20 protein-coding genes are annotated in these 21,835 nt (G+C 72.2%); 16 read left to right on the top strand and 4 right to left on the bottom strand.

The window, feature by feature from the left end; genetic code table 11:
• The first annotated feature begins 154 nt into the window (after nucleotides 1-154).
• From FHX45_RS09050 to FHX45_RS09040, 3 genes are read left to right on the top strand one after another with little or no spacing between them, the layout of a single operon-like run.
• Nucleotides 155-1,123 carry a thiamine-phosphate kinase gene (locus FHX45_RS09050; protein WP_167098660.1) on the top strand — a complete coding sequence of 323 codons (969 nt, stop codon included), beginning with the start codon at nucleotides 155-157 and terminating at the stop codon, nucleotides 1,121-1,123.
• A gap of 18 nt (nucleotides 1,124-1,141) precedes the next feature.
• A complete protein-coding gene (locus tag FHX45_RS09045) occupies nucleotides 1,142-1,621 on the top strand; it encodes a GNAT family N-acetyltransferase (RefSeq protein WP_167098657.1) in 480 nt (159 codons plus the stop codon).
• Complete coding sequence (locus tag FHX45_RS09040) at nucleotides 1,599-2,120, top strand: gamma carbonic anhydrase family protein (protein ID WP_167098654.1); 522 nt, start codon at nucleotides 1,599-1,601, stop codon at nucleotides 2,118-2,120. Before FHX45_RS09045 ends, FHX45_RS09040 begins: the two co-directional genes overlap by 23 nt.
• Here the strand turns inward: FHX45_RS09040 and FHX45_RS09035 are convergent.
• A complete protein-coding gene (locus FHX45_RS09035) occupies nucleotides 2,117-2,794 on the bottom strand; it encodes a uracil-DNA glycosylase (RefSeq protein ID WP_167098651.1) in 678 nt (225 codons plus the stop codon). The two genes, FHX45_RS09040 and FHX45_RS09035, sit on opposite strands and share 4 nt — an antisense overlap.
• Nucleotides 2,795-2,878: 84 nt before the next feature.
• The gene (gene rpmB, locus FHX45_RS09030; protein WP_017987500.1) at nucleotides 2,879-3,070 is read right to left on the bottom strand and encodes a 50S ribosomal protein L28; all 192 of its coding nucleotides are present in this window, start codon (nucleotides 3,068-3,070) and stop codon (nucleotides 2,879-2,881) included.
• A gap of 136 nt (nucleotides 3,071-3,206) precedes the next feature.
• Between rpmB and FHX45_RS09025 the strand changes: the two genes are divergently transcribed.
• From FHX45_RS09025 to FHX45_RS09000, 6 genes are all read left to right on the top strand, one after another.
• Nucleotides 3,207-4,820 carry a DAK2 domain-containing protein gene (locus FHX45_RS09025; protein WP_167098648.1) on the top strand — a complete coding sequence of 538 codons (1,614 nt, stop codon included), beginning with the start codon at nucleotides 3,207-3,209 and terminating at the stop codon, nucleotides 4,818-4,820.
• A gap of 6 nt (nucleotides 4,821-4,826) precedes the next feature.
• Nucleotides 4,827-6,986 carry an ATP-dependent DNA helicase RecG gene (gene recG / locus FHX45_RS09020; RefSeq protein WP_167098645.1) on the top strand — a complete coding sequence of 720 codons (2,160 nt, stop codon included), beginning with the start codon at nucleotides 4,827-4,829 and terminating at the stop codon, nucleotides 6,984-6,986.
• A gap of 58 nt (nucleotides 6,987-7,044) precedes the next feature.
• The gene (locus FHX45_RS09015) at nucleotides 7,045-7,980 is read left to right on the top strand and encodes a S8 family serine peptidase (protein WP_167098642.1); all 936 of its coding nucleotides are present in this window, start codon (nucleotides 7,045-7,047) and stop codon (nucleotides 7,978-7,980) included.
• Nucleotides 7,981-8,112: 132 nt separating this feature from the next.
• The gene (locus FHX45_RS09010) at nucleotides 8,113-11,487 is read left to right on the top strand and encodes a pyruvate carboxylase (RefSeq protein WP_167098639.1); all 3,375 of its coding nucleotides are present in this window, start codon (nucleotides 8,113-8,115) and stop codon (nucleotides 11,485-11,487) included.
• Between the two features lie 53 nt (nucleotides 11,488-11,540).
• Entirely contained in the window at nucleotides 11,541-12,344 is an 804-nt protein-coding gene (locus FHX45_RS09005) for an arginase family protein (protein WP_167098636.1), read from the top strand.
• Between the two features lie 39 nt (nucleotides 12,345-12,383).
• Nucleotides 12,384-13,667 (top strand): class I SAM-dependent methyltransferase, encoded by a 1,284-nt coding sequence (locus tag FHX45_RS09000; protein ID WP_424923798.1) that lies wholly within the window; start codon nucleotides 12,384-12,386, stop codon nucleotides 13,665-13,667.
• Here the strand turns inward: FHX45_RS09000 and FHX45_RS08995 are convergent.
• Entirely contained in the window at nucleotides 13,664-14,653 is a 990-nt protein-coding gene (locus FHX45_RS08995) for an MsnO8 family LLM class oxidoreductase (RefSeq protein WP_167098630.1), read from the bottom strand. The genes FHX45_RS09000 and FHX45_RS08995 overlap by 4 nt on opposite strands.
• 109 nt (nucleotides 14,654-14,762) lie before the next feature.
• Complete coding sequence (locus FHX45_RS08990) at nucleotides 14,763-16,895, bottom strand: AAA family ATPase (RefSeq protein ID WP_167098627.1); 2,133 nt, start codon at nucleotides 16,893-16,895, stop codon at nucleotides 14,763-14,765.
• A 118-nt stretch (nucleotides 16,896-17,013) separates the two neighbouring features.
• Here FHX45_RS08990 and rsmD point away from each other — a divergent pair, with 118 nt between their 5' ends.
• The 7 genes from rsmD (at nucleotide 17,014) to mutM (ending at nucleotide 21,816) form a co-directional block, all read left to right on the top strand.
• The gene (gene rsmD, locus FHX45_RS08985) at nucleotides 17,014-17,586 is read left to right on the top strand and encodes a 16S rRNA (guanine(966)-N(2))-methyltransferase RsmD (protein ID WP_341771402.1); all 573 of its coding nucleotides are present in this window, start codon (nucleotides 17,014-17,016) and stop codon (nucleotides 17,584-17,586) included.
• 20 nt (nucleotides 17,587-17,606) lie between these two features.
• Nucleotides 17,607-18,089 carry a pantetheine-phosphate adenylyltransferase gene (gene coaD, locus FHX45_RS08980; RefSeq protein WP_167098624.1) on the top strand — a complete coding sequence of 161 codons (483 nt, stop codon included), beginning with the start codon at nucleotides 17,607-17,609 and terminating at the stop codon, nucleotides 18,087-18,089.
• 167 nt (nucleotides 18,090-18,256) lie between these two features.
• Nucleotides 18,257-18,982 carry a DivIVA domain-containing protein gene (locus FHX45_RS08975; RefSeq protein WP_167098621.1) on the top strand — a complete coding sequence of 242 codons (726 nt, stop codon included), beginning with the start codon at nucleotides 18,257-18,259 and terminating at the stop codon, nucleotides 18,980-18,982.
• 67 nt (nucleotides 18,983-19,049) lie between these two features.
• Entirely contained in the window at nucleotides 19,050-19,637 is a 588-nt protein-coding gene (locus tag FHX45_RS08970; RefSeq protein WP_167098619.1) for a YceD family protein, read from the top strand.
• A 76-nt stretch (nucleotides 19,638-19,713) separates the two neighbouring features.
• Nucleotides 19,714-19,896: a 50S ribosomal protein L32 gene (gene rpmF / locus FHX45_RS08965; protein ID WP_167098616.1), complete on the top strand. Its 183-nt coding sequence runs from the start codon at nucleotides 19,714-19,716 to the stop codon at nucleotides 19,894-19,896.
• Between the two features lie 14 nt (nucleotides 19,897-19,910).
• Nucleotides 19,911-20,651, top strand: coding sequence for a ribonuclease III (gene rnc, locus FHX45_RS08960; RefSeq protein WP_167098613.1), 741 nt, complete (start codon nucleotides 19,911-19,913; stop codon nucleotides 20,649-20,651).
• Between the two features lie 301 nt (nucleotides 20,652-20,952).
• On the top strand, nucleotides 20,953-21,816 hold the full coding sequence (mutM, locus tag FHX45_RS08955) for a bifunctional DNA-formamidopyrimidine glycosylase/DNA-(apurinic or apyrimidinic site) lyase (protein WP_167098611.1): 864 nt from the start codon (nucleotides 20,953-20,955) through the stop codon (nucleotides 21,814-21,816).
• Nucleotides 21,817-21,835: the final 19 nt, after the last annotated feature.

Genomic DNA, 21,835 nt, shown 5'->3' with positions numbered 1-21,835 from the left:
CCCTCGTTCTCCGCGGCTTCGGCCCGCGCGGTTCACGGCAGGTGTCCGGCGCGTCCTGCCCGGCGTGCGCGGTGGGCCGATTAACCTGCGGGTACGGGCGAGAGCCTGCCGCAGTGACCACGAATCATCCGACATCGAGCGACCGAGGTGACGCATGTCAGGCAACCAGGCATCCGGCCCCGGAACCGTCGCCGGGATGGGTGAGTTCGGCTTGATCCGGGCGGTGACCGGGAACCGGAGGCAGCCCGGTTCCACCCTGCTCGGCCCGGGGGACGACGCCGCGGTCGTGGCCGCGGTGGACGGGCGGGTCGTCGCCACCACGGACGTCCTCGTGCAGGGCGTGCACTTCCGGCTGGACTGGTCCTCGCCGGAGCAGATCGGGCGCAAGGCGGTCGCGGAGAACTTCGCCGACGTGGCCGCGATGGGGGCGGTGCCCACCGCCGTCCTCGTCGGGCTCGCCTGCCCGCCGGACACCCCGGCGAACGTCGTCCAGGAGCTCAGCGACGGCCTGTGGGCGGAAGCCCAGCGCGCCGGCGCCGGTGTGGTGGGCGGCGACATGGTGCGCGCCGACCAGCTGGTGGTCAGCATCACCGCGCTCGGCGACCTGGAGGGCCGCGAGCCGGTGACCCGGTCCGGCGCGCGGCCCGGTGACATCGTCGCGGTGTCCGGACGGCTCGGCTGGGCGGCGGCCGGCCTCGCCACGCTCGGCCGCGGGTTCCGCTCGCCGGTGGCGGTGGTCAACGCGCAGCGCGCGCCCGAACCCGACTACGCGGCCGGCCCCGCGGCCGCGATGGCCGGGGCGACGGCGATGATCGACGTCTCCGACGGGCTGCTGGCCGACCTCGGCCACCTCGCCGAGGCGTCCGGTGTGGGCATCGACGTGCTCACCAAGCACCTGCAGGTCGACCAGAAGCTCGTGGACGTGGGCACCGCGCTGGGTGCCGACCCGATGACGTGGGTGCTGACCGGCGGTGAGGACCACGCGCTGGTGGCGACGTTCCCGTCGTTCGCCGACCTGCCGGGCGGGTGGCGCCGCATCGGCTCGGTGACCATGCCGGATTCCGGCGTGACCGTGGACGGTGAGCAGTACCACGGCGAAACCGGCTGGGAGCATTGGCGTTAGCTCTCTAGATTGGCCGTCGTGGAACTTCGGGTGGTGGCGTACGACGAGCCGGACGCGGCCAAGCTGATCGACGCCGTGCAGCAGGAGTACGTGGTGCGGTACGGCGACACCGACGCCACCCCGGTTGATCCGGCCGAGTTCGCGCCACCGCACGGGTTGTTCCTGGTCGGTTACGTGGACGGGGAACCGGTGGCCTGCGGTGGCTGGCGGGTCCGCGGCGCGGACGAGGCCGAGCTGAAACGGATGTACGTGGTGGATTCCGCGCGCGGCAGGGGTTTCGCCCGGGCGCTGCTCGCCGAACTGGAGCGGACGGCGCGCGTGGCCGGGCGCAGGCGGCTGGTGCTGGAAACCGGCCGCAAGCAGCCGGAGGCCATCGCGCTGTACCGGTCCGCCGGCTACACCGGCATCCCGAAGTTCGGCATCTACCGGGACGATCCGCTCTCGGTGTGCCTGGGCAAGGACCTGGAGGACGATCGTGGCGATCTACGCACTCGGTGAGCTGACCCCGTCGATCCACCCGTCCGCGTTCGTGCATCCGGACGCGACGGTGATCGGCGACGTGCGGATCGGCCCGGACGCGTCGGTGTGGCCGCAGGCCGTGCTGCGCGGCGACCACGGGTTCATCGAGATCGGCGCGCGGTCCAACGTGCAGGACGGATCCGTGCTGCACTGCACGGCCAAGGACCCGACGATCCTCGGCCCGTCGTCGGCGATCGGGCACGCGGTGCACGTCGAGGGCGCGCGGATCGGCAGCGGATGCCTGATCGCGTCCGGTTCGGTGGTGCTCAACGGCAGCGTGCTCGACGACGGCGCGATGGTCGGCGCCGGGGCGGTGCTGTCGTACGGCTCACACGTGCCGGGCGGGCACATCGCGCTCGGTGTGCCGGCGAAGGTGCGGGAGAACAAGTCCTTCGGGGCGGACAAGATCCAGCAGGTGGTGGACGGCTACGTCGAGCGGGCGCAGTGGTTCCGCGGTGCCCTGCGGCGGCTGGATTAGGGGAGTTTCCAGTCCACCGGCTCCGCGCCCTGCCGCTGCAGCAGCTCGTTCGCGCGGCTGAACGGGCGGGAGCCGAAGAAGCCGTTGCGCGCGGACAGCGGGCTCGGGTGCACCGACTCGAGGCACGGCACGCCACCGAGGAGGGGCTTGAGGCTGCGCGCGTTGCTGCCCCACAGGATCGCCACCATCGGCTTCCCGCGGGCGGCCAGCGCGCGGATCGCCTGCTCGGTGACCTCTTCCCAGCCCTTGCCCTTGTGCGAGTTGGGCGAGCCCGGCCGCACCGTCAGCGACCTGTTGAGCAGCAGCACCCCCTGCTCCGCCCACGGCGTCAGGTCACCGTTGGACGGCGCCGGGTGGCCCAGGTCGTCGCAGTACTCCCGGTAGATGTTGATCAGGCTCTTCGGCAGTGGCCGCACGTCCGGCGCCACCGCGAAGGACAGCCCGATCGGGTGCCCGGGCGTCGGGTACGGGTCCTGTCCGACGATCAGCACCTTGACGTCGTCGAACGGCTGCTGGAACGCCCGCAGTACGTGCTCGCCGGCCGGGAGGTACGTGCGCCCCGCGGCGATCTCCGCCCGCAGGAACTCGCCCATCGCGGCGATGCGGTCAGCCACCGGATCCAGCGCTTTCGCCCAGCCGGCCTCAACGATTTCGTGCAACGGTTTCGCAGCCACGGCGGCGTACTCTAGCGCCACCCCGGGCACGCGAAAACGGCGGATGCCTCAGGGCACCCGCCGTTTTCGTGAAGTCTGCAGAAACTAGCCGCGAACGACCTTGCCGGCCTTCAGGCACGAGGTGCAGACGTTCAGCCGCTTGCGCTGCGACACGCCGATCTTGGCGTGCACGGTCTGGATGTTCGGGTTCCAGCGGCGGTTGGTACGCCGGTGGGAGTGCGAGACGGACTTGCCGAAGCCCGGTCCCTTGCCACAGACGTCGCACACGGCAGCCACGTCGAACTCCTTTGACGATCAGGGAAGACAAAACACGCCCGGCGCGGGCCGGACACTGGTGACCATAGTAAACGACGGTGCTGCGCCGCCCCGCGCCCGGGTCGCTACCCTGGCCTGACCAGGGAGGAGGGCGACGGTGCGGGCTCTGGACGAGCATGCCATCACAGCGTGGGCGGCGGCCTGCGTGCACAGCCTGGAGGTGCTGTGCCCGGCGATCAACGGCATCAACGTCTACCCGGTCGCCGATTCCGACACCGGCTCCAACCTGCTGCACACCATGTCCGGTGCGCACGCCCGCCTGGCCGCCGAGCCGGGCACGAGCGCCGCGCACGCGTTGTCCGTCCTCGCCCGTGGGGCCGTCGCCGCCGCGCGCGGCAACTCGGGCGTCATCCTCTCGCAGGTCCTGCGCGGTCTCGCCGACAGCGCCGGCAGCACCGGCAGCACCGGCAGCACCGGCCCGGCCGCCGAACTGGACGGCCCGGCCCTGGCGAAGGCGCTGGCCAGCGCGCACCGCGCGGCCACCGACGCCGTCGCCCGGCCGGTCCAGGGCACGATGCTCAGCGTCCTCCAGGCCGTCGCCCAGGCGGTCGCCGCGCAGCCCGGGGAGCTGCCGGACGTCGTGGCCGTCGCCGCGAAGGCCGCCTCCGAAGCGCTCGAACAGACCCCGCACCAGCTGCCCGTCCTCGCCTCGGCCGGGGTGGTCGACGCCGGTGCGCGCGGGCTGGTCGCCGTCTTCGACGCGCTCGCCGGCGTGGTCACCAGCGGCGAGACCGAGGTCCCGCACTCGTGCGAGGCGCACACCGGCGGCGAACCGGACACCGGCCCGGCCCCCTACGCGTGGGAGGTCATGTACCTGCTGGACGGCGTCGCGGATGCGGAGGTCCCGGTGCTGCGCCGCGCGTTGTCCGAACTCGGTGACAGCGTCACCGTGGCCGGCGACGGCGCCGGGGGCCACGCCGTCCACGTGCACTGCGCGGACATCGGCGCCGCCATCGAGGCCGGGTTGCGGGCCGGCCGTCCGAGCGGGATCCGGGTCGAACCGCTCATCACCCCGACACCGATCGAGCCGCCGTCCGGCCCGGACCGCGCGGTGGTGGCCGTGGTGCACGGCGAGGAGCTGGCCGCGCTGCTGCGTGACGAGGGTTTCGCGGTGCTCGCGGTACCGGACCACGCCACGCCGAGCGTCGAGGAGATGCTCGGCCTGATCACCGAACGGGTGGCCGGGCACGTCACCGTGCTGGCCGGCGGCGCCGGGCTGACCAGGGCCGCCGATGACGCCGCGGGGCACCCGATGATCGGCGACCGGGACGTCGTCGTCATCCCGTGCGCGTCCCCGGTCCAGGTGCTCGCCGCGCTGGCGGTGCACGACGTGCAGCGCCGGGCGAACGACGACGTGGTGGCCATGGCGGAGGCGGCCGCGGCGACCCGGCGTGGCGAGCTCGTGGTGGCCGCGGAGGAGTCGATAACCTGGGTGGGGCGGGCCCACGCGGGTGACCTGATCGGGTTCGTCGACGGAGAGGTCGTGCTCGTCGAACCGGAAGGGGCCTTCCCGGCGGACGCCGCGATGGGTGTGCTGGAGCGGATGCTGGCCGTCGGTGGCGAGCTGGTCACGGTGCTGACCGGCACCGAGGCGCCCCCGGGCCTGACCGGCGAGCTGCGGGAGCGGCTGCGCGCGCGGCGACCGGAGGTGGAGTTCGTGGATTACCCCGGCGGGCAGGCGGACGCCGTGCTGCTGATCGGTGTGGAGTGAACGCGCGTGACCGGACTGCGTGACAAGCTGACCCCGCTGCTGGGCGCCAGGACCGCGAAGGCGCTCGCCGGATCGCTGGACATCCACACCGTCGCCGACCTGCTGCGGCACTACCCGCGCCGGTACGCCGAGCGCGGCGAGCTGACCGACATCGCGGGGCTGGAGATCGGCGAGCACGCCACCGTGATGGCCCGCGTGGAAAAGGTCACCATGCGCCGGATGCGCAACAAGCCGGGCCACATCCTGGAGCTGGTCATCACCGACGGCCAGCGCCGGTTGTCCTGCGCGTTCTTCGGCCGCCCCCACCAGCACGAGCGGCAGCTGCGGCTGGGCCGCACCGGGTTGTTCGCGGGCAAGGTGACCGCGTTCCGCAACACGTTGCAGCTGGCCAATCCCGAGTACCAGATGGTCGACGGCGACGACGACACCGCGCTCGACGACTTCGTCGGCGCGATCATCCCGGTCTACCCGGCGGCCGCCGGGATGCCGTCGTGGTCCATCGCCCGCTGCGTGCGGCAGGTGCTCGACACCCTGGAGCGGGAAGAGGACCCGCTGCCGCGCGAATTCCGCGAGCGGTACCGCCTGATGGACCTGTTCGACGCGCTGCACAACATCCACCGCCCGAAGGACCATGCCGCGCGCGAAGCCGCGGAGAAGCGGCTCAAGTGGGACGAGGCGATGGCGGTGCAGCTGATCTTCGCGCAGCGCCGGTTCTCCACGGTGTCGCGGCCGGCCCCGGCCTGCGGGCGCACCGCCGGCGGTCTGCTCGACGCGTTCGACCGGCGGCTGCCGTTCGAACTGACCGAGGGCCAGCGCGCGGTGGGCGAGGACATCGCGGCGGATCTGTCCGGTGAGCACCCGATGAACCGGTTGCTGCAGGGCGAGGTGGGCAGCGGCAAGACGGTGGTGGCGCTGCGGGCGATGCTCCAGGTGGTCGACTCCGGACGGCAGTGCGCGATGCTCGCGCCCACCGAGGTGCTCGCCGCGCAGCACGCCCGGTCGCTGCGGGAAATGCTCGGCGACCTGGGCCAGGCGGGGGAGCTGGGCGCCGCGGAGAACGCGACGAAGGTGACGCTGCTGACCGGGTCCATGCCGGCGAAGGAACGCAAGCAGGCGCTGCTGGACACCGCGAGCGGTGCGGCCGGGATCGTCGTCGGCACGCACGCGCTCATCCAGGACACCGTGTCCTTCGCCGATCTCGGGCTCGTGGTGGTGGACGAACAGCACCGCTTCGGCGTCGAGCAGCGGGACGCGCTGCGCTCGCGCGCGGCGAACGGCGGCAGCCCGCACGTGCTGGTGATGACGGCGACGCCGATCCCGCGGACGGTCGCCATGACGGTGTACGGCGACCTCGAGACCTCGGCGCTGCGGCACATGCCGGCCGGGCGCTCGCCGATCAAGACCAGCGTGGTGCCGGTGGCGGAGAAGCCGGCGTGGCTGGACCGCGCGTGGCAGCGGGTGATCGAGGAGGTCCGCAAGGGACACCAGGCGTACGTGGTGTGCCCGCGGATCGGCGACGAACCGGCGTCGAACGCGAACGGCGGTGACCGGCGGCCGCCGCTGGCGGTGCTCGACGTCGCCGCGGAACTGGCGCACGGGCCGCTGTCGCAGCTGCGCATCGGCATCCTGCACGGCCGCATGCCGCCCGACGAGAAGGACGCGGTCATGCGCGCGTTCGCCGGGGGGAACCTGGACGTGCTGGTCGCGACCACCGTGATCGAGGTCGGCGTGAACGTGCCGAACGCGACCATGATGGTGATCATGGACGCCGACCGGTTCGGCGTCAGCCAGCTGCACCAGCTGCGTGGCCGGGTGGGCCGGGGCAGTGTGCCGGGGTTGTGCCTGCTGGTCACCGAAACGCTGGACGGCACCGCGACGCGGGAGCGGCTGGCGGCGGTGGAGTCCACAACGGACGGTTTCGAACTGTCCCGGTTGGACCTGGAACTGCGGCGGGAGGGCGACATCCTGGGTGCGGCCCAGTCCGGCAAGCGGTCCGGGCTCAAGCTGCTGTCGCTGCTGCGCGACGAGGAGGTCATCGCGCGGGCGCGGGAACGGGCACAGGAGATCGTGAGCGCCGACCCGGCCCTGGAGCGGCATCCCGGCCTGGCGCTGATGGTCGCGGACCTGGTCGACGCCGATCGGGCGGAGTACCTCGAGAAGTCCTGACGCACGATCGGGCGACGGTCCGAGTTGTGCATGATCGACAGCGGCGCAACGCTGGGGCGTGCTGTTTTCAGGATTGCGCGCGGTCGCCGGTTCGGTACTCCTCGTCCTCGCCGCGGCGGCACCGGCCGCCGCGGCCACGGGTGCGCAGCAGGACCCGCCCAGCTGGGCGCTGGACCGGATCGACCAGCGGGACAAGGCCGCCGACCACGTCTACCACTACGACAGCACCGGCGAGGGCGTCACGGTGTACGTGATCGACACCGGGGTCGACGCGGCGCTGGCGGACCTGTCCGGGCGGGTCGGCCCGGGCCGCAACCTGGTGGACGGCACGGACAACGCGGCCGACGGCAACGGCGACGGCACCCGGATGGCCGGGCTCGTCGCAGGCACCCGGTACGGCGTCGCCAAGGCCGCGCGGATCGTGCCGGTCAAGGTGCTCGACAACGCGGGCAACGGGCGGCTCAACAACATCGTCTCCGGGGTCGACTGGGTGTCGCAGAACGCGCAGCAGCCCGCGGTCGCGGTCATCGGGTTCGGTGGCCCGGCCAGCGACGCCCTGGACAACGCGGTGCGCCGGCTCGCCGGGACGATGCCGGTGGTCGCCGCCGCTGGCTGGTCGGGCGTGGACTCGTCGTTCTCCTCCCCGGCGCGGATCCCGGAGATCCTGACCGTCGGCGCGGTGGACCAGGCGGACGCCTTCGCCCCGAAGTCCAACTCCGGGCAGGGGGTCGACCTGCTGGCGCCGGGTGTGGACGTGCCGTCCACCGCGCCCGGCAGCACCTCGGCGTCGCCGTTCTCGGGAACCTCGATGTCGGCGGCGCTCGTCGCGGGCGCCGCGGCGCTCTACCGCGCCCAGCACCCCGAGGCGACGCCCCAGCAGGTCACCGACGCCCTGATCCGCAACGCGACCCCGGACGTGCTGACCGGCGTCCCGCAGGGCACCCCGAACCGGCTGCTCTACACCCGGTCCGGCGCACCGGCGGCGGCCGGCTGATTTCCCCGCACGGGTGTGCGGTATACGCATGCGCGCGGATGATGTCCATCACCCGGGACTGAACTCCCGAAAAGCGGGATCGGCAGGGTAACGTCACAGCACCACCGATCCGTGAACAGGGAAGGACCGGGCATGTTTCGCAAGGTGCTGGTCGCCAACCGCGGGGAGATCGCCATCCGGGCGTTCCGCGCGGGCTACGAGCTGGGCGCGGGCACAGTGGCGGTGTTCCCCTACGAGGACCGCAACTCGCTGCACCGCCTGAAGGCCGACGAAGCCTACGAGATCGGCGAGCCGGGACACCCGGTCCGCGCCTATCTCGACGTCGACGAAATCGTCCGCGCCGCGCGCAAGGCGGGCGCGGACGCTGTCTACCCCGGTTACGGCTTCCTGTCCGAAAACCCCGACCTCGCGCGCGCGTGCGAGGAAGCCGGCATCACGTTCGTCGGGCCGAGCGCGGAAATCCTGGAACTGACCGGGAACAAGGCACGCGCCGTCGCCGCCGCCCGGGAGGCCGGCGTGCCGGTCCTCGGCTCGTCGCAGCCGTCGACCGACCTCGACGCGCTGACCGCGGCCGCCGAGGAGATCGGGTTCCCGGTGTTCGTCAAGGCCGTCGCCGGCGGTGGCGGCCGCGGGATGCGCCGCGTCAACGACCCCGCGAACCTGCGCGAGTCGATCGAGGCCGCGATGCGCGAAGCGGAATCCGCTTTCGGCGATCCGACCGTGTTCCTGGAGAAGGCCGTCGTCGACCCGCGGCACATCGAGGTGCAGATCCTCGCCGATGGCGAGGGCAACGTCATCCACCTCTTCGAGCGGGACTGCTCGGTGCAGCGGCGGCACCAGAAGGTGATCGAGCTGGCGCCGGCACCGAACCTCGACCCCGAGCTGCGTGAGCGCATCTGCAACGACGCCGTCGCCTTCGCCCGCCGGATCGGCTACCGCAACGCCGGCACCGTCGAGTTCCTGCTCGACAAGGACGGCAACCACGTCTTCATCGAGATGAACCCGCGCATCCAGGTCGAGCACACGGTGACCGAGGAGGTTACCGACGTCGATCTGGTGCAGTCGCAGCTGCGCATCGCCGCCGGTGAGACGCTCGCGGACCTCGGCCTGTCGCAGGACAAGGTCTACCTGCGCGGCGCCGCGATGCAGTGCCGCATCACCACCGAGGACCCGGCCAACGGGTTCCGCCCGGACACCGGCATGATCAGCGCCTACCGCTCGCCCGGCGGGTCCGGCATCCGCCTCGACGGCGGCACCGCGTTCGCCGGCACCGAGATCAGCGCGCACTTCGACTCGATGCTGGTGAAGCTCACCTGCCGCGGCCGTGACTTCAAGACCGCGGTGGGCCGCGCCCGGCGCGCCCTGGCCGAGTTCCGCATCCGCGGCGTGTCCACGAACATCCCGTTCCTGCAGGCCGTGCTCGACGACCCGGACTTCGCCGCCGGCCGCGTCACCACCTCGTTCATCGAGGAGCGCCCGCACCTGCTGACCGCGCGGCACTCGGCCGACCGCGGCACCCGGCTGCTGACCTACCTCGCCGACGTCACGGTCAACAAGCCGCACGGCGAACGGCCGCGGCTGATCGACCCGGCCACGAAGCTGCCGTCGCTGCCCGCGGGCGAGCCGGCGGCGGGGTCGAAGCAGAAGCTGACCGAGCTGGGCCCGGAGGGCTTCGCGCGGTGGCTGCGCGAATCGCCGACGCTCGGCGTGACCGACACGACCTTCCGGGACGCGCACCAGTCGCTGCTCGCGACCCGGGTGCGCACCAAGGACCTGCTGGCCGTCGCCCCGGTCGTGGCGCACACGCTGCCGCAGCTGCTGTCCCTGGAGTGCTGGGGCGGCGCGACCTACGACGTGGCGCTGCGGTTCCTCGCCGAGGACCCGTGGGAGCGGCTGGCGCAGCTGCGCGAGGCCGTGCCGAACATCTGCCTGCAGATGCTGCTGCGCGGGCGGAACACCGTCGGCTACACGCCGTACCCGGCCGAGGTGACCAGCGCCTTCGTCGAGGAGGCCACCAGCACCGGTATCGACATCTTCCGCATCTTCGACGCCCTCAACGACGTCGAGCAGATGCGCCCGGCGATCGACGCGGTCCGCGAGACCGGCAAGGCCGTCGCCGAGGTGGCGCTGTGCTACACCTCGGACCTGTCCGACCCGGGCGAGAAGCTGTACACGCTGGACTACTACCTCAAGCTGGCCGAGCAGATCGTCGGTGCCGGGGCGCACGTCCTGGCGATCAAGGACATGGCCGGACTGCTGCGCGCGCCCGCCGCGGAGAAGCTGGTCTCCGCGTTGCGCAAGGAGTTCGACCTCCCGGTGCACATCCACACCCACGACACCGCGGGTGGTCAGCTGGGCACCTACCTGGCGGCGATCAACGCCGGTGCGGACGCGGTGGACGGCGCGGTCGCGTCGATGGCGGGCACGACGTCCCAGCCGTCGCTGTCGGCGATCGTCGCGGCGACCGACCACTCGCCGCGGCCCTCCGGGCTGAGCCTGCGGGCGGTCGGCGACCTGGAGCCGTACTGGGAGATCGTGCGCAAGATCTACGCGCCGTTCGAGGCCGGCCTCGCCGCGCCGACCGGGCGCGTGTACGACCACGAGATCCCCGGCGGGCAGCTGTCGAACCTGCGCACGCAGGCGAAGGCGCTCGGCCTGGGCGACCGTTTCGAGGAGATCGAGGCGATGTACGCCGCCGCCGATCGCATCCTCGGTCACCTGGTCAAGGTCACGCCCTCGTCCAAGGTGGTCGGCGACCTCGCGCTGCACCTCGTCGGCGCCGGGGTGGAGCCGGAGAAGTTCGAGGCCGAGCCGAACCGCTACGACATCCCGGACTCGGTGATCGGGTTCCTGCGCGGCGAGCTGGGGGACCCGCCCGGCGGGTGGCCGGAGCCGTTCCGCACCAAGGCGCTGGAGGGCCGCGCCGAGCCGAAGCGGGAGACCGAGCTGTCCGCCGCGGACCGCGAGGGCCTGGCGAAGGATCGCCGCGCGACGCTGAACCGGCTGCTGTTCCCCGGGCCCACCAAGGAGTTCGAGGAGCACCGCCGCGCCTACGGTGACACCAGCGTGCTGCCCAGCAAGGACTTCTTCTACGGTCTGCGCCCGGGTGAGGAGTACGCGGTCGACCTGGAGCCGGGTGTGCGGCTGCTGTTCGAGCTGGAGGCCGTCGGTGAGGCCGACGAGCGGGGCATGCGGACGGTGATGGCCACGCTGAACGGCCAGCTGCGCCCGATCCAGGTCCGCGACCGGTCGGTGGCCGCGAACCTGCCCGCGGCGGAGAAGGCCGACAAGGCCAACCCCAAGCACGTCGCCGCGCCGTTCGCCGGGGTGGTCACGCTGCAGGTCGCCGAGGGCGACGAGGTTGCCGCAGGCGCCACGGTCGCGACCATCGAGGCGATGAAGATGGAGGCCGCGATCACCGCGGCCGAATCGGGCAGGGTGGCGCGTCTGGCGATCACCTCGGTCCAGCAGGTTGAGGGCGGCGACCTGTTGATCGTGCTGGAGTAACCCGGCCGCGAGTCGCTTGGCGCCGCCGGTGTGCCGCGGTTAGGGTCGGCGCCGTGCTGATCCAGGCGGTACCGCAGTGGCAAGGGGCCCGGACACCCCGGGCGGGTGATCTGCCCGCGGGGTGCCGGGCCCTTTCCACGTGGGCGGGTGACGTCCTGGGCGTGCCGGTGCGGGAGGTGCCGCTGGCGGCCGGCGGATCGCCGGTGGTGGACGGGATCGCGAACCGCGAGGCGTTGCTGGACAACCGCGAGCGGCACACCGAGGCGCTCGCCGACGGTCCGGTGCTCACCATCGGTGGCGACTGCGCGGCCGATCTGGTGCCGGTCGCGGCGGCTCGCGCGAGCTGCGGTGACCGCTTCGGTGTGGTGTGGTTCGACGCGCACGCCGATCTCAACACGCCGGGCAGCTCGCCGTCGGGTGCCTTCCACGGGATGGTCCTGCGGTCGCTGCTGGGAGACGGCGACCCCGCCTTCGCGGCCGCGCCGCCGATCGCGCCGGGCCGCGCGGTGCTCGTCGGCACGCGCGCGGTCGACCCCGCCGAGCGAGCCGCGATCGAGGCGGGCCTGGTGCGGTTGGTGGACGGGGAACCGTCGCGGCTCGTCGCCGAGCTGCGGGACGCCGGAATCGAACGGCTGTACGTGCACCTCGATCTCGACGTGCTGGACCCCACCGGGTTCGCCGGCATGGATTATCCGGAACCCGGCGGGATGCGAATTGGCCAGCTCGTCGCGGGGCTGTCCGCGCTCGCGGAGTTCGAGGTCGTGGGCGCGGCGATCACCGAATGCGTTTCCGGCAAACCGGATGAACTGGCGATCCTGGCTCCTGTGGTGCACTGCATTGGTGAACTACTTCGCTGATACAAGCTATATCCCGCGACGCGTGCTTGAATGAGCTTCGTGGGTAGCGCAGGCGGAGTCGCCGGCGCCGTAGGAAAGCTTTTGCACACGGCGCTGGGCCAGAATGTCCCGATCCGGATTCGTTGCTGGGACGGCACGGAGACCGGTCCGCCGGACGCTCCGCTGCTGCACGTCAAACACCGGCGCGCGCTGCGGCGCCTGCTGTGGGAGCCCAACGAGCTGGGCGTGTCGCGGGCGTACGTCGCGGGGGAGATCGATCTCGAGGGCCCGTTCGTCGAAGGGCTGGAACGGCTCGACGACCTGGAGCACCAGGGCAGTTTCGACCTCGACCTGAATTGGCCCGTGCGGCGGGAGCTCGCCCGCACGGCGCTGAAGCTGGGCGTGGTGGGCTTCCCGCCGAAGCCGCCGCCGGAGGAGATCCGGCTCGGCGGGCGGATGCACTCCCGCAAGCGGGACGCGGCGGCGATCTCGCACCACTACGACGTGGGCAACGACTTCTACTCGCTCGTGCTCGGGCCGACGATGACCTACTCGTGCGCGGTGTGGGCCGAGCCGGAGACGACGCTGGAGCAGGCGCAGATCGCTAAGGTCGACCTGGTGGCGCGCAAACTCGGGCTGCGTGAGGGCATGCGGGTGCTCGACGTCGGCTGTGGCTGGGGCACGTTCGTGCTCCACGCGGCCAAGGAGTACGGCGTGCACGCGGTCGGTGTCACGCTGTCGCAGGCGCAGGCGGACTTCGCGCGCAAGCGGGTCGCGGAGGAGGGCCTGTCGGATCTCGTGGAGATCCGGGTGCAGGACTACCGGGAGGTGTCCGACGGGCCGTTCGACGCGATCTCCAGCATCGGGATGGCCGAGCACGTGGGCGCGTCGATGCTGCCGGTGTACGCGAAGTCGCTGTTCGGGCTGCTGCGCCCGGAGGGGCGGCTGCTCAACCACGCCATTTCGCGGCACCCGTCCGCGCCGGCACGGGACCAGCGGACGTCGTTCATCGACCGGTACGTGTTCCCGGACGGCGAGCTGGAACCGGTCAGCGTGATGGCCGGGGCGCTCGAGGACGCCGGCTTCGAGGTGCGGGACGTCGAGGCGCTGCGCGAGCACTACGGGCGCACGTTGCGCGCGTGGGTGGCGAACCTGGAGGCGAACTGGGACGAGGCGGTGCGCCTCAGCAGCCCCGGCCGCGCCCGCGTGTGGCGGCTGTACATGGCCGCCTCCGCGCTGAGCTTCGAACGCGGGGCCATCGGGGTGAACCAGATCCTGGCGGTGAAGCCGTCCGCGCGCGGTGGCAGCGGGATGCCGCCGGTGCGTACCGCCTGGCTGTCCTAGTCGCGGGCGAGGCCGGCCACCAGCTCGTAGGAGCGCAGGCGGTCGGCCGCGCCGTGCACCATCGTGGTGATCATGATCTCGTCCGCGCCGGTGTCGCCGGCGAGCGTCTCCAGGCCCTTGCGGACCGTCGACGGCGAGCCGTGGATCGTGGTGCCCAGGCGTTCGTCCACCAGGAGCCGGTCGAGGTCCGAGTACGCGTACCCGGCGGCCTCCTCGGGCGTGGGCAGCGGGATGGGATTGCCGCGGCGCAGGCTGAGGAACTGCAGTCCGCTCGGGCCGGCCAGCCACCGTGCCCGCTCGTCGGTCTCGGCGCAGATCACCGCCGCACCGAGCATCACGTACGGCTCGGACAGCGCCGCCGAGGGCCGGAACGACTCGCGGTACAGCTCGACGGCCGGGATCGTGTTGCGGGCGCTGAAGTGGTGCGCGAACGCGAACGGCAGCCCCAGCTCCCCGGCCAGGCGGGCGCTGAACCCGCTGGACCCGAGCAGCCAGATCGGCGGCTGGTACCTCGGCACCGCGCGCACCGCGCCCTCGCCGTCGAAGTAGCCCATCAGCTCGGTCAGCTGTTGTGGGAAGTCGTCCGCGCCCAGCGCCTGCGCGGAACGGCGCAGCGCGATCGCCGTGCGCTGGTCGGTACCGGGGGCCCGGCCGATGCCGAGGTCGATGCGGCCCGGGTGGAACGCCTCCAGCATCCCGAACTGCTCGGCCACCACCAGCGGCGCGTGGTTGGGCAGCATGATGCCGCCGGACCCGACGCGGATGGTCTCCGTCGCGGTGGCGACGTGGCTCATCAGCACGGTCGTGGCCGAGCTCGCGATGCCCGGCATGTTGTGGTGCTCGGCGACCCAGAACCGGCGGTAACCGAGCCGCTCGGTGTGCCGGGCCAGCTCGACGGTGTTGCGGAGCGCGGTGCGTGCATCTGCCCCGCTGGGGATGGGGGACAGGTCCAGTACGGACAGCGCGACCTCGGCCAGGGAACTCACGGCAACCTCCAACGCCCGCCGGCCCGCGCCTCTTCCCCGCCGCACGAGAACTCCGCGCGGAAGTGTCCCGAGCCGAGCGGCAACGGGGCGCGGTGACCGGGAGTCCGCCCTATCTTTCCGCGGGCAGCCAGTCGTCGTCGGAGGCGACCACGGTCAGCTGCTGCGTGGCGCGGGTCAGCGCGACGTAGAGCACGCGGCGGCCGGTCAGCGACTCGGTGATCAGTTCGGTCGGCTCCACCAGCACGACCGCGTCGTACTCCAGGCCCTTGGCATCGAGGCTGCCGACGACCTTGAGCCGTTCGTCCGCCTGGCCGCGCACCCACGCGGCGACCTCGGCGACCCGGTCCATGGCGCAGATCACGCCCACCGTGCCCTCGACCGCGTCCAGCAGCTCCTTCGCCGCGGCCGGTACCGCGCTCTCCACGCCGCCGGGCTCGACCACGCGCACGTCGGGCTCGATCCCGGTGGTCCGGACCGCGCGCGGCAGCTCGCCCTCCGCGGCGTGCCCGGCGACCACCTTCGCCGCTAGGTCGAAGATCTCCGCCGAGTTCCGGTAGTTGGTGCGCAGGGTGTAGCGGCGGACCGGGGTCCGCGCGCCGAACACCTGCGTGCGCGCCAGCGCGGCCTCCTCCGGATCCGGCCACGAGCTCTGCACCGGGTCGCCGACGACCGTCCAGCTCGCGTACTTGCCGCGCCGGCCGACCATCCGCCACTGCATCGGGGAGAGGTCCTGCGACTCGTCGACCACGATGTGCGAGTACTCGTCGTAGTGCTCCGGCCGGTGCGGCTTGCCCTGGAACCCGCGCTCCGGCGGCGCCGCGTCCAGCTCGACCTGCTGCGCCCGGCGGCGCCGCTTGGGCGGCGGCCCGGCCAGCACGCGCAACTCGTCGAGCAGCGCCACGTCGGCGACCGTCCACTCACGCTCGGGGTCGGCGAACGAGGCGGCCAGCAGGTCGACCTCGTCCGGGGTCAGCACACCGCGCGCGGCCTTGGCCAGCCGCTTCGGATCGCCCAGCCACCGCAGGATCTCGCCCGGGTACAGCACCGGCCACCACACCACGAGGAAGCGGTGGAAGTCGATCCGCTCGCCGAGATCGCGGATCAGCTCGTCGCGGTCGACCGTGCGGCCGTCGGTGCGCGCGTTCTCCTCGGCACGGTCGGCCAGCGCAGCCAGCAGTGCCTCGGCCGCGCGCACCCGCGAGCGGTTCGGCGGCCCGCCGTGCCCGTGCACCTTGCGGCGGACCTTCTCCAGCTCCTTGCGGCCCAGCTTGAGGACGTCGCCCTTGTACAGGATCCGCATCTCGCCCGGCACGTCCGGCGGGGTGTCCCGCATCGCCTTGAGCAGAACCTTGCGCATGCGCAGCGACCCCTTGATCGCGGCCAGCGGTGCCGGGTCCTGCCGGTCGGTCTCGATGCCGTCGAGCACGGCGCCGAGCGCACGCAGCTCCACGTTCGTCTCGCCCATCGACGGCAGCACCCGCGAGATGTAGTTCGTGAACACCCCGGACGGCCCCACGACCAGCACGCCGGCACCGCCGAGCTGCCGCCGGTGCCGGTACAGCAGGTACGCCGCGCGGTGCAGCGCGACCGCGGTCTTGCCGGTGCCCGGCCCGCCGGTGATCTCGGTGACCCCGCGCCAGGGCGCGCGGATGACCTCGTCCTGCTCCTTCTGGATGGTGGCGACGATGTCGCGCATCCGGTCGCCGCGCGACCGGCCCAGCGCGGCCATCAGCGCACCCTCGCCGACCACCTGCATGTCGTCGCCGACCGCGTCCGGGATCAGCACGTCGTCGTCCACGTCGAGCACCGTCTGCCCGGAACAGCGGATGACCCGGCGGCGCACCACATCCATCGGTTCCTCGGCGGTGGCCTGGTAAAAGGCGGCGGCCGCGGGGGCGCGCCAGTCGGTCACGAGGTTGTCGAACTCGGCGTCGCGGATGCCCAGGCGGCCGACGTAGATCTTTTCACCGGTGGTGTGGTCGAGGCGGCCGAACACCAGGCCCTCGTACTCGGCGTCGAGGGTCTGCAGCGTCTGGGTCGCGTGGTGGACCATCATGTCCCGCTCGAACAGCATCGACGCCTGCTCGAAAACGGCTTCGCGCTGGGCGCCGTGGCCGATCTCGTAGCCCTTGGCCCGCATGGCCTCCGCCTGCACCCGGAGTTCGGCGAGCCGGGTGTAGACGCGGTCCACGTGGTGTTGTTCGATGGCGATCTCGGCCCGTCTGACCCGAGGTTCCGACACGCAGCGCTCCTACAGCTCACTCGCCGGCAACAGGAAGATTGACTCTACGCGTGCCGCGCGCGCCGTTCACCGGGTCCTGGGCAAAACACCGCGCAGAACACAGCGCGATGATGGGGGTGTGACGAGGATCGTGGCCGGGGCGGCGAGCGGACGGCGGCTCAAGGTGCCGGCGCAGGGCACCCGGCCGACGTCCGAACGCGTGCGGGAGGCGTTGTTCAACGCGCTGGAGGCGGCGGGGGAGCTGACCGGCGCGCGGGTGCTGGACCTCTACGCCGGTTCCGGTGCGCTCGGCCTCGAGGCGTTGTCCCGCGGCGCGGCGGAGGCGGTGTTCGTCGAGTCCGACCGGCGGGCCACGCAGGTGCTCAAGGCCAACGTGATCGCGCTGGGGCTGGGCGGCTCGGTGCGTTCCGGTCCGGTGGAGACCGTGCTGGCGCAGCCGGCGGACGAACCCTTCCAGCTGGTGCTGGCCGATCCGCCCTACTCGGTCGACGCGGGGAAGATCGGGGCCGTGCTGGCCACGGTCGCCGGTAATGGCTGGGTCGCCGAGGACGGTCTGGTGATCGTCGAACGCGCGCTGCGCGACGGCGAACCGGACTGGCCGGCCGGATTCCACCCGATGCGCACCTCGCGCTACGGCGACACGGCGTTGTACTGGGCGGAGTACGTCACTTCACCGCGCCAGGGCGGGTAGAGCTTGATAGCGTCCGCGCCATGCGGCGTGCGGTGTGTCCAGGCTCCTACGACCCGGTGACCAACGGCCACCTCGACATCATCGAGCGGGCGGCCAAGCTCTTCGACGAGGTCGTGGTCGCGGTCATGATCAACAAATCCAAGCAGGGCCTGTTCTCCATCGACGAGCGGATGGAGATGCTGCGGGAGATCACCGCGCACCTGCCGAACGTGCGCGTGGACTCCTGGCACGGCCTGCTCGTCGAGTACTGCCGGCGCAACGAGATCGTGGCCATCGCGAAGGGTCTGCGCTCGGTCAGTGACTTCGACTACGAGCTGCAGATGGCGCAGATGAACCGCGAGCTCTCCGGCGTCGAGACACTGCTGATGTCGAACAACCCCGCCTACGGCTTCGTGTCCAGCTCGCTGGTCAAGGAGGTCGCCACCTACGGCGGGGACGTGAAGAACCTGGTCCCGGACGTCGTGTTCGCGAAGCTGACGGCGAAGCTGGCCGGACGCGCCTGACCGGCCGCGCCTGACCGGGCGACGGCTCCCGCTGGACGTCGGTCCCGTTCCGGCCACCGCGGCGGCACCACCCGGACACGCCCGGTATCGCACCTCCCGCCCTTTGCGCCGAGAACCGGGCAGACTTGGGGCAAGCCGGATGGGGACAGGCCACCTAGGGAGTTGCTGTGTACCGGGTGTTCGAGGCGCTGGACGAGCTCGTCACGATCGTGGAAGAGGCACGCGGTGTGCCCATGACCTCCAGCTGCGTGGTCCCGCGCGGGGACGTGCTCGAACTGCTCGACGACGTGCGGGACGCGCTGCCCCGCGAGGTGGACGACGCCCAGGACGTCCTCGACCAGCGGGACGACCTGCTCGAAAAGGCACGCACGCAGGCCGAGACCACGGTGACCGACGCCAACGCCGAGGCCGACCGCGTCACCTCGGAGGCGGCGGCCGAGGCCGAGCGCATGGTGGCCGACGCGCAGGCGCGCGCCGAGCAGATCATGGCCGACGCCCGCGCCGAAGCCGAGCGGATGATCGCCGCGGGCCAGGCCGAGTACCACAACCTGACCGAGCGGGCCCGCGCCGAGGCCGAGCGCATGATGCAGGCCGGTCGCGACGCCTATGAGCGAGCCGTCGAGGACGGCCGTCACGAGCAGGCCCGGCTGGTGTCCCAGACCGAGGTCGTGCAGGCCGCGCACGCCGAGTCCGCCCGGATCGTGGACGAGGCCCACACCGAGGCCGACCGCCAGCGCGCCGACTGCGACGCCTACGTCGACGGCAAGCTCGCCGAGTTCTCCGAACTGCTGTCCACCACCCTGCGCACGGTCGACTCCGGTCGCAACCACCTGCGCGCCCCGTCCGGCCTCGGCGGCCAGCGGCCCACGCCCCTGTACGACTTCCAGCCCTGACCGGGGGAGGGCGTAGAGTGGTGAGGTTGCCTGCCGCCCCTCCGCACACCCTCTACCCAACGGACCGATGTCTCAGCAGAATGTCTCCCCCGACGCCCGCGACCCGTGGGTCGTCGACACCCGTGAGCTGGGCCGGCGCGCCGGCCTGAGCCGCACCATCCAGCGCACCGCGCCGACCAGCGTCGAGCTGGGCGTGCCCGACGTGATCGTGGTGCCGCAGGGCGCCGAGGTCGAGTTGGACCTGCTGCTCGAGTCGGTCGTGGAGGGCGTGCTGGTCACCGGCACCGCCGCGGTGCGGACCACCGGGGTCTGCTCGCGCTGCCTCGACCCGATCGACGACGAGGTCGAGGTCGAGCTGACCGAGCTGTTCGCCTACCCGGACTCCACCACGGACGAAACGACCGACGAGGACGAGGTCATGCGCCTGGTGGACGACCGGATCGACCTCCAGCCGCTGGTCCGCGACGCGGTCGTGCTCGCCCTGCCGCAGGTCCCGCTGTGCCGCGAGGACTGCCCCGGGCTGTGCCCCGAATGCGGTGGGAAGTGGGCCGATCTCGGCCCCGGACACGGGCATGAGACGATAGACCCTCGGTGGGCCGCGCTGGTCGAGCGCTTCGGTGACTCGTCCGCGGGTGGGCCCGGCCGGCAAGCCTGAACGGGCAGCAGCTCGTAAGCAGTGAGTAAGCACGCTCGCGCCCGCGTGAGCGAACCGTGGATGAGGAGATTCAGTCGTGGCCGTCCCGAAGCGGAAGATGTCGCGCTCCAACACGCGCCACCGTCGTGCGCAGTGGAAGGCGACGCCCGTGCAGCTGGTGCCCTGCTCGAACCGGGCCTGCCGGCAGCCGAAGCCGCAGCACGTGGCCTGCCCGACCTGCGGCCAGTACGACGGTCGTCAGGTCGTCGAGCCCGCCTGAGGTCGCTGACCAGGATGGGGGGCAGGTCGAGATCGGGAGGGCCGGCCGCCGACCCGAAACCGTTGCTCGAAGCGCTCGGCGTCGAACTCGACGCCGAGCTGCTCACGCTGGCGCTCACCCACCGCTCGTACGCGTACGAGAACGGTGGGTTGCCGCCGAACGAGCGGCTCGAGTTCCTCGGTGACGCCGTGCTCGGGCTGGTCGTCACCGACCACCTGTACCGCACGCACCCCGAGCTGCCGGAAGGCCAGCTCGCGAAGCTGCGCGCCAGCGTGGTCAACATGCACGCGCTGGCCGGGGTCGCGCGCGGGCTCGGCCCGGGCGGGCTCGGTGCGCACCTGCTGCTGGGCAAGGGCGAGGAGCTCACCGGCGGGCGCGACAAGGCGAGCATCCTGGCCGACGGGCTCGAGGCCGTCATCGGCGCGGCGTACCTGGCGCACGGCATCGACGCGGCCCGCGCGCTCGTGCACCGGCTCTTCGACGAGCTGCTGGCCGAGGCCCCGCTGCGCGGCGCCGGGCTGGACTGGAAGACGAGCCTGCAGGAGCTGACCGCGTCGGCCGGCCTGGGCGTGCCGGAGTACAAGGTCGAGGACACCGGGCCCGACCACCGCAAGGAGTTCAGCGCCACGGTTCTGGTGGCCGGGCGCGATTTCGGCAACGGCTCCGGCACCACGAAGAAAGAGGCCGAGCAGAAGGCCGCCGAGACGGCCTGGCGCGCGCTCTCCGAGGAGCTCAAGCCCGAGGGCTCGGAGTAGTTTTCGTTCCCGCGAAGCCGGGCCGCCGCCCCGCGCGGCCGCCCGGCTTCGCCGTTCCCGGCCACGCACGTCCCGGAACGCCCAACACCCCGCCCGGGGGGCGAACACGCCGCCCCAAGCGGCGAACACGCCGTCCGGCGTCGTGTTTGCCCGTGGTGGCGTCGTGTTTGCCGGTGCGGGCAGCGTGTTCGCCCGTGGGGGTAGCGGGTTGGCTGGTGCGGGAGGGTCGTCACAGTGTGTAGCGACGAGGCGACCCGGTCGGCTCTCGGGAACTGTCGTTGGTCGCGGTTAGGGTGATGAGGTGCCTGAGCTTCCCGAAGTCGAGGTGGTGCGCCGCGGGCTGCAGGCCCACGTGGCGGGCCGCGGCATCGCGCGCGTCGAGGTGCTGCACCCGCGGGCGATCCGCCGTCACGAGCTGGGGCCGGAGGACTTCACCGGCCGCCTCGCCGGGGCTCGCGTGGAGGCGGCGCGCCGTCGCGGCAAGTACCTGTGGCTGGAACTCTCCGACAAGGAGGCGATCCTCGCGCACCTGGGCATGAGCGGCCAGATGCTCGTCCAGCCCGAGGGTGCGCCCGACGAGAAGCACCTGCGGGTGCGCATCCGGTTCGACGACGGCGGCCCGGAGCTGCGGTTCGTCGACCAGCGCACGTTCGGGGGGCTCGCGCTGGCGGATCTGGTGACCGCGGACGGCACGCTGCTGCCCGCGCCGATCGCGCACATCGCGCGCGATCCGATGGACCCGGAGTTCGATCCGGCCGCGGCGGTCACGGCGCTGCGTTCCCGGCGCACCGAGATCAAGCGCGCGCTGCTCGATCAGACGCTGGTGTCCGGGGTGGGCAACATCTACGCCGACGAGTCGTTGTGGCGGGCGCGGCTGCACTGGGCCCGCCCCACGGAGAAGCTGACCCGCGCGCAGGCCGCGGCCGTGCTGGAAGCGGCCGCCGAGGTGATGAACGAGGCGCTGCGGGCCGGCGGCACGTCGTTCGACGCCTTGTACGTCAACGTCAACGGCCAGTCCGGCTACTTCGACCGTTCGCTCAACGTCTACGGCCAGGGTGATCGCCCGTGCCGCCGCTGTGGCACCGCGATCCGGCGGGAGCCGTTCATGAACCGGTCGTCCTACTTTTGCCCGCGTTGCCAGCCCCGGCCGCGGCGTACCCACTGACCTTACGGAAGGCAGGACA

Origin of the sequence: Amycolatopsis granulosa (assembly GCF_011758745.1) — a bacterium.
Lineage (GTDB): Bacteria > Actinomycetota > Actinomycetes > Mycobacteriales > Pseudonocardiaceae > Amycolatopsis_E > Amycolatopsis_E granulosa.
Note: the sequence above shows the minus strand (reverse complement) of the source record. Positions and strands in the feature narration are given on the sequence as shown.

What these genes read in the sequence shown, in the direction of transcription:
- FHX45_RS09050 (WP_167098660.1), top strand. Translation starts at nt 155, where the DNA reads ATGTCAGGCAACCAGGCATCCGGCCCCGGAACCGTCGCCGGGATGGGT.
- FHX45_RS09010 (WP_167098639.1), top strand. Translation starts at nt 8,113, where the DNA reads ATGTTTCGCAAGGTGCTGGTCGCCAACCGCGGGGAGATCGCCATCCGG.
- coaD (WP_167098624.1), top strand. Translation starts at nt 17,607, where the DNA reads ATGCGGCGTGCGGTGTGTCCAGGCTCCTACGACCCGGTGACCAACGGC.
- FHX45_RS08970 (WP_167098619.1), top strand. Translation starts at nt 19,050, where the DNA reads ATGTCTCAGCAGAATGTCTCCCCCGACGCCCGCGACCCGTGGGTCGTC.
- rnc (WP_167098613.1), top strand. Translation starts at nt 19,911, where the DNA reads ATGGGGGGCAGGTCGAGATCGGGAGGGCCGGCCGCCGACCCGAAACCG.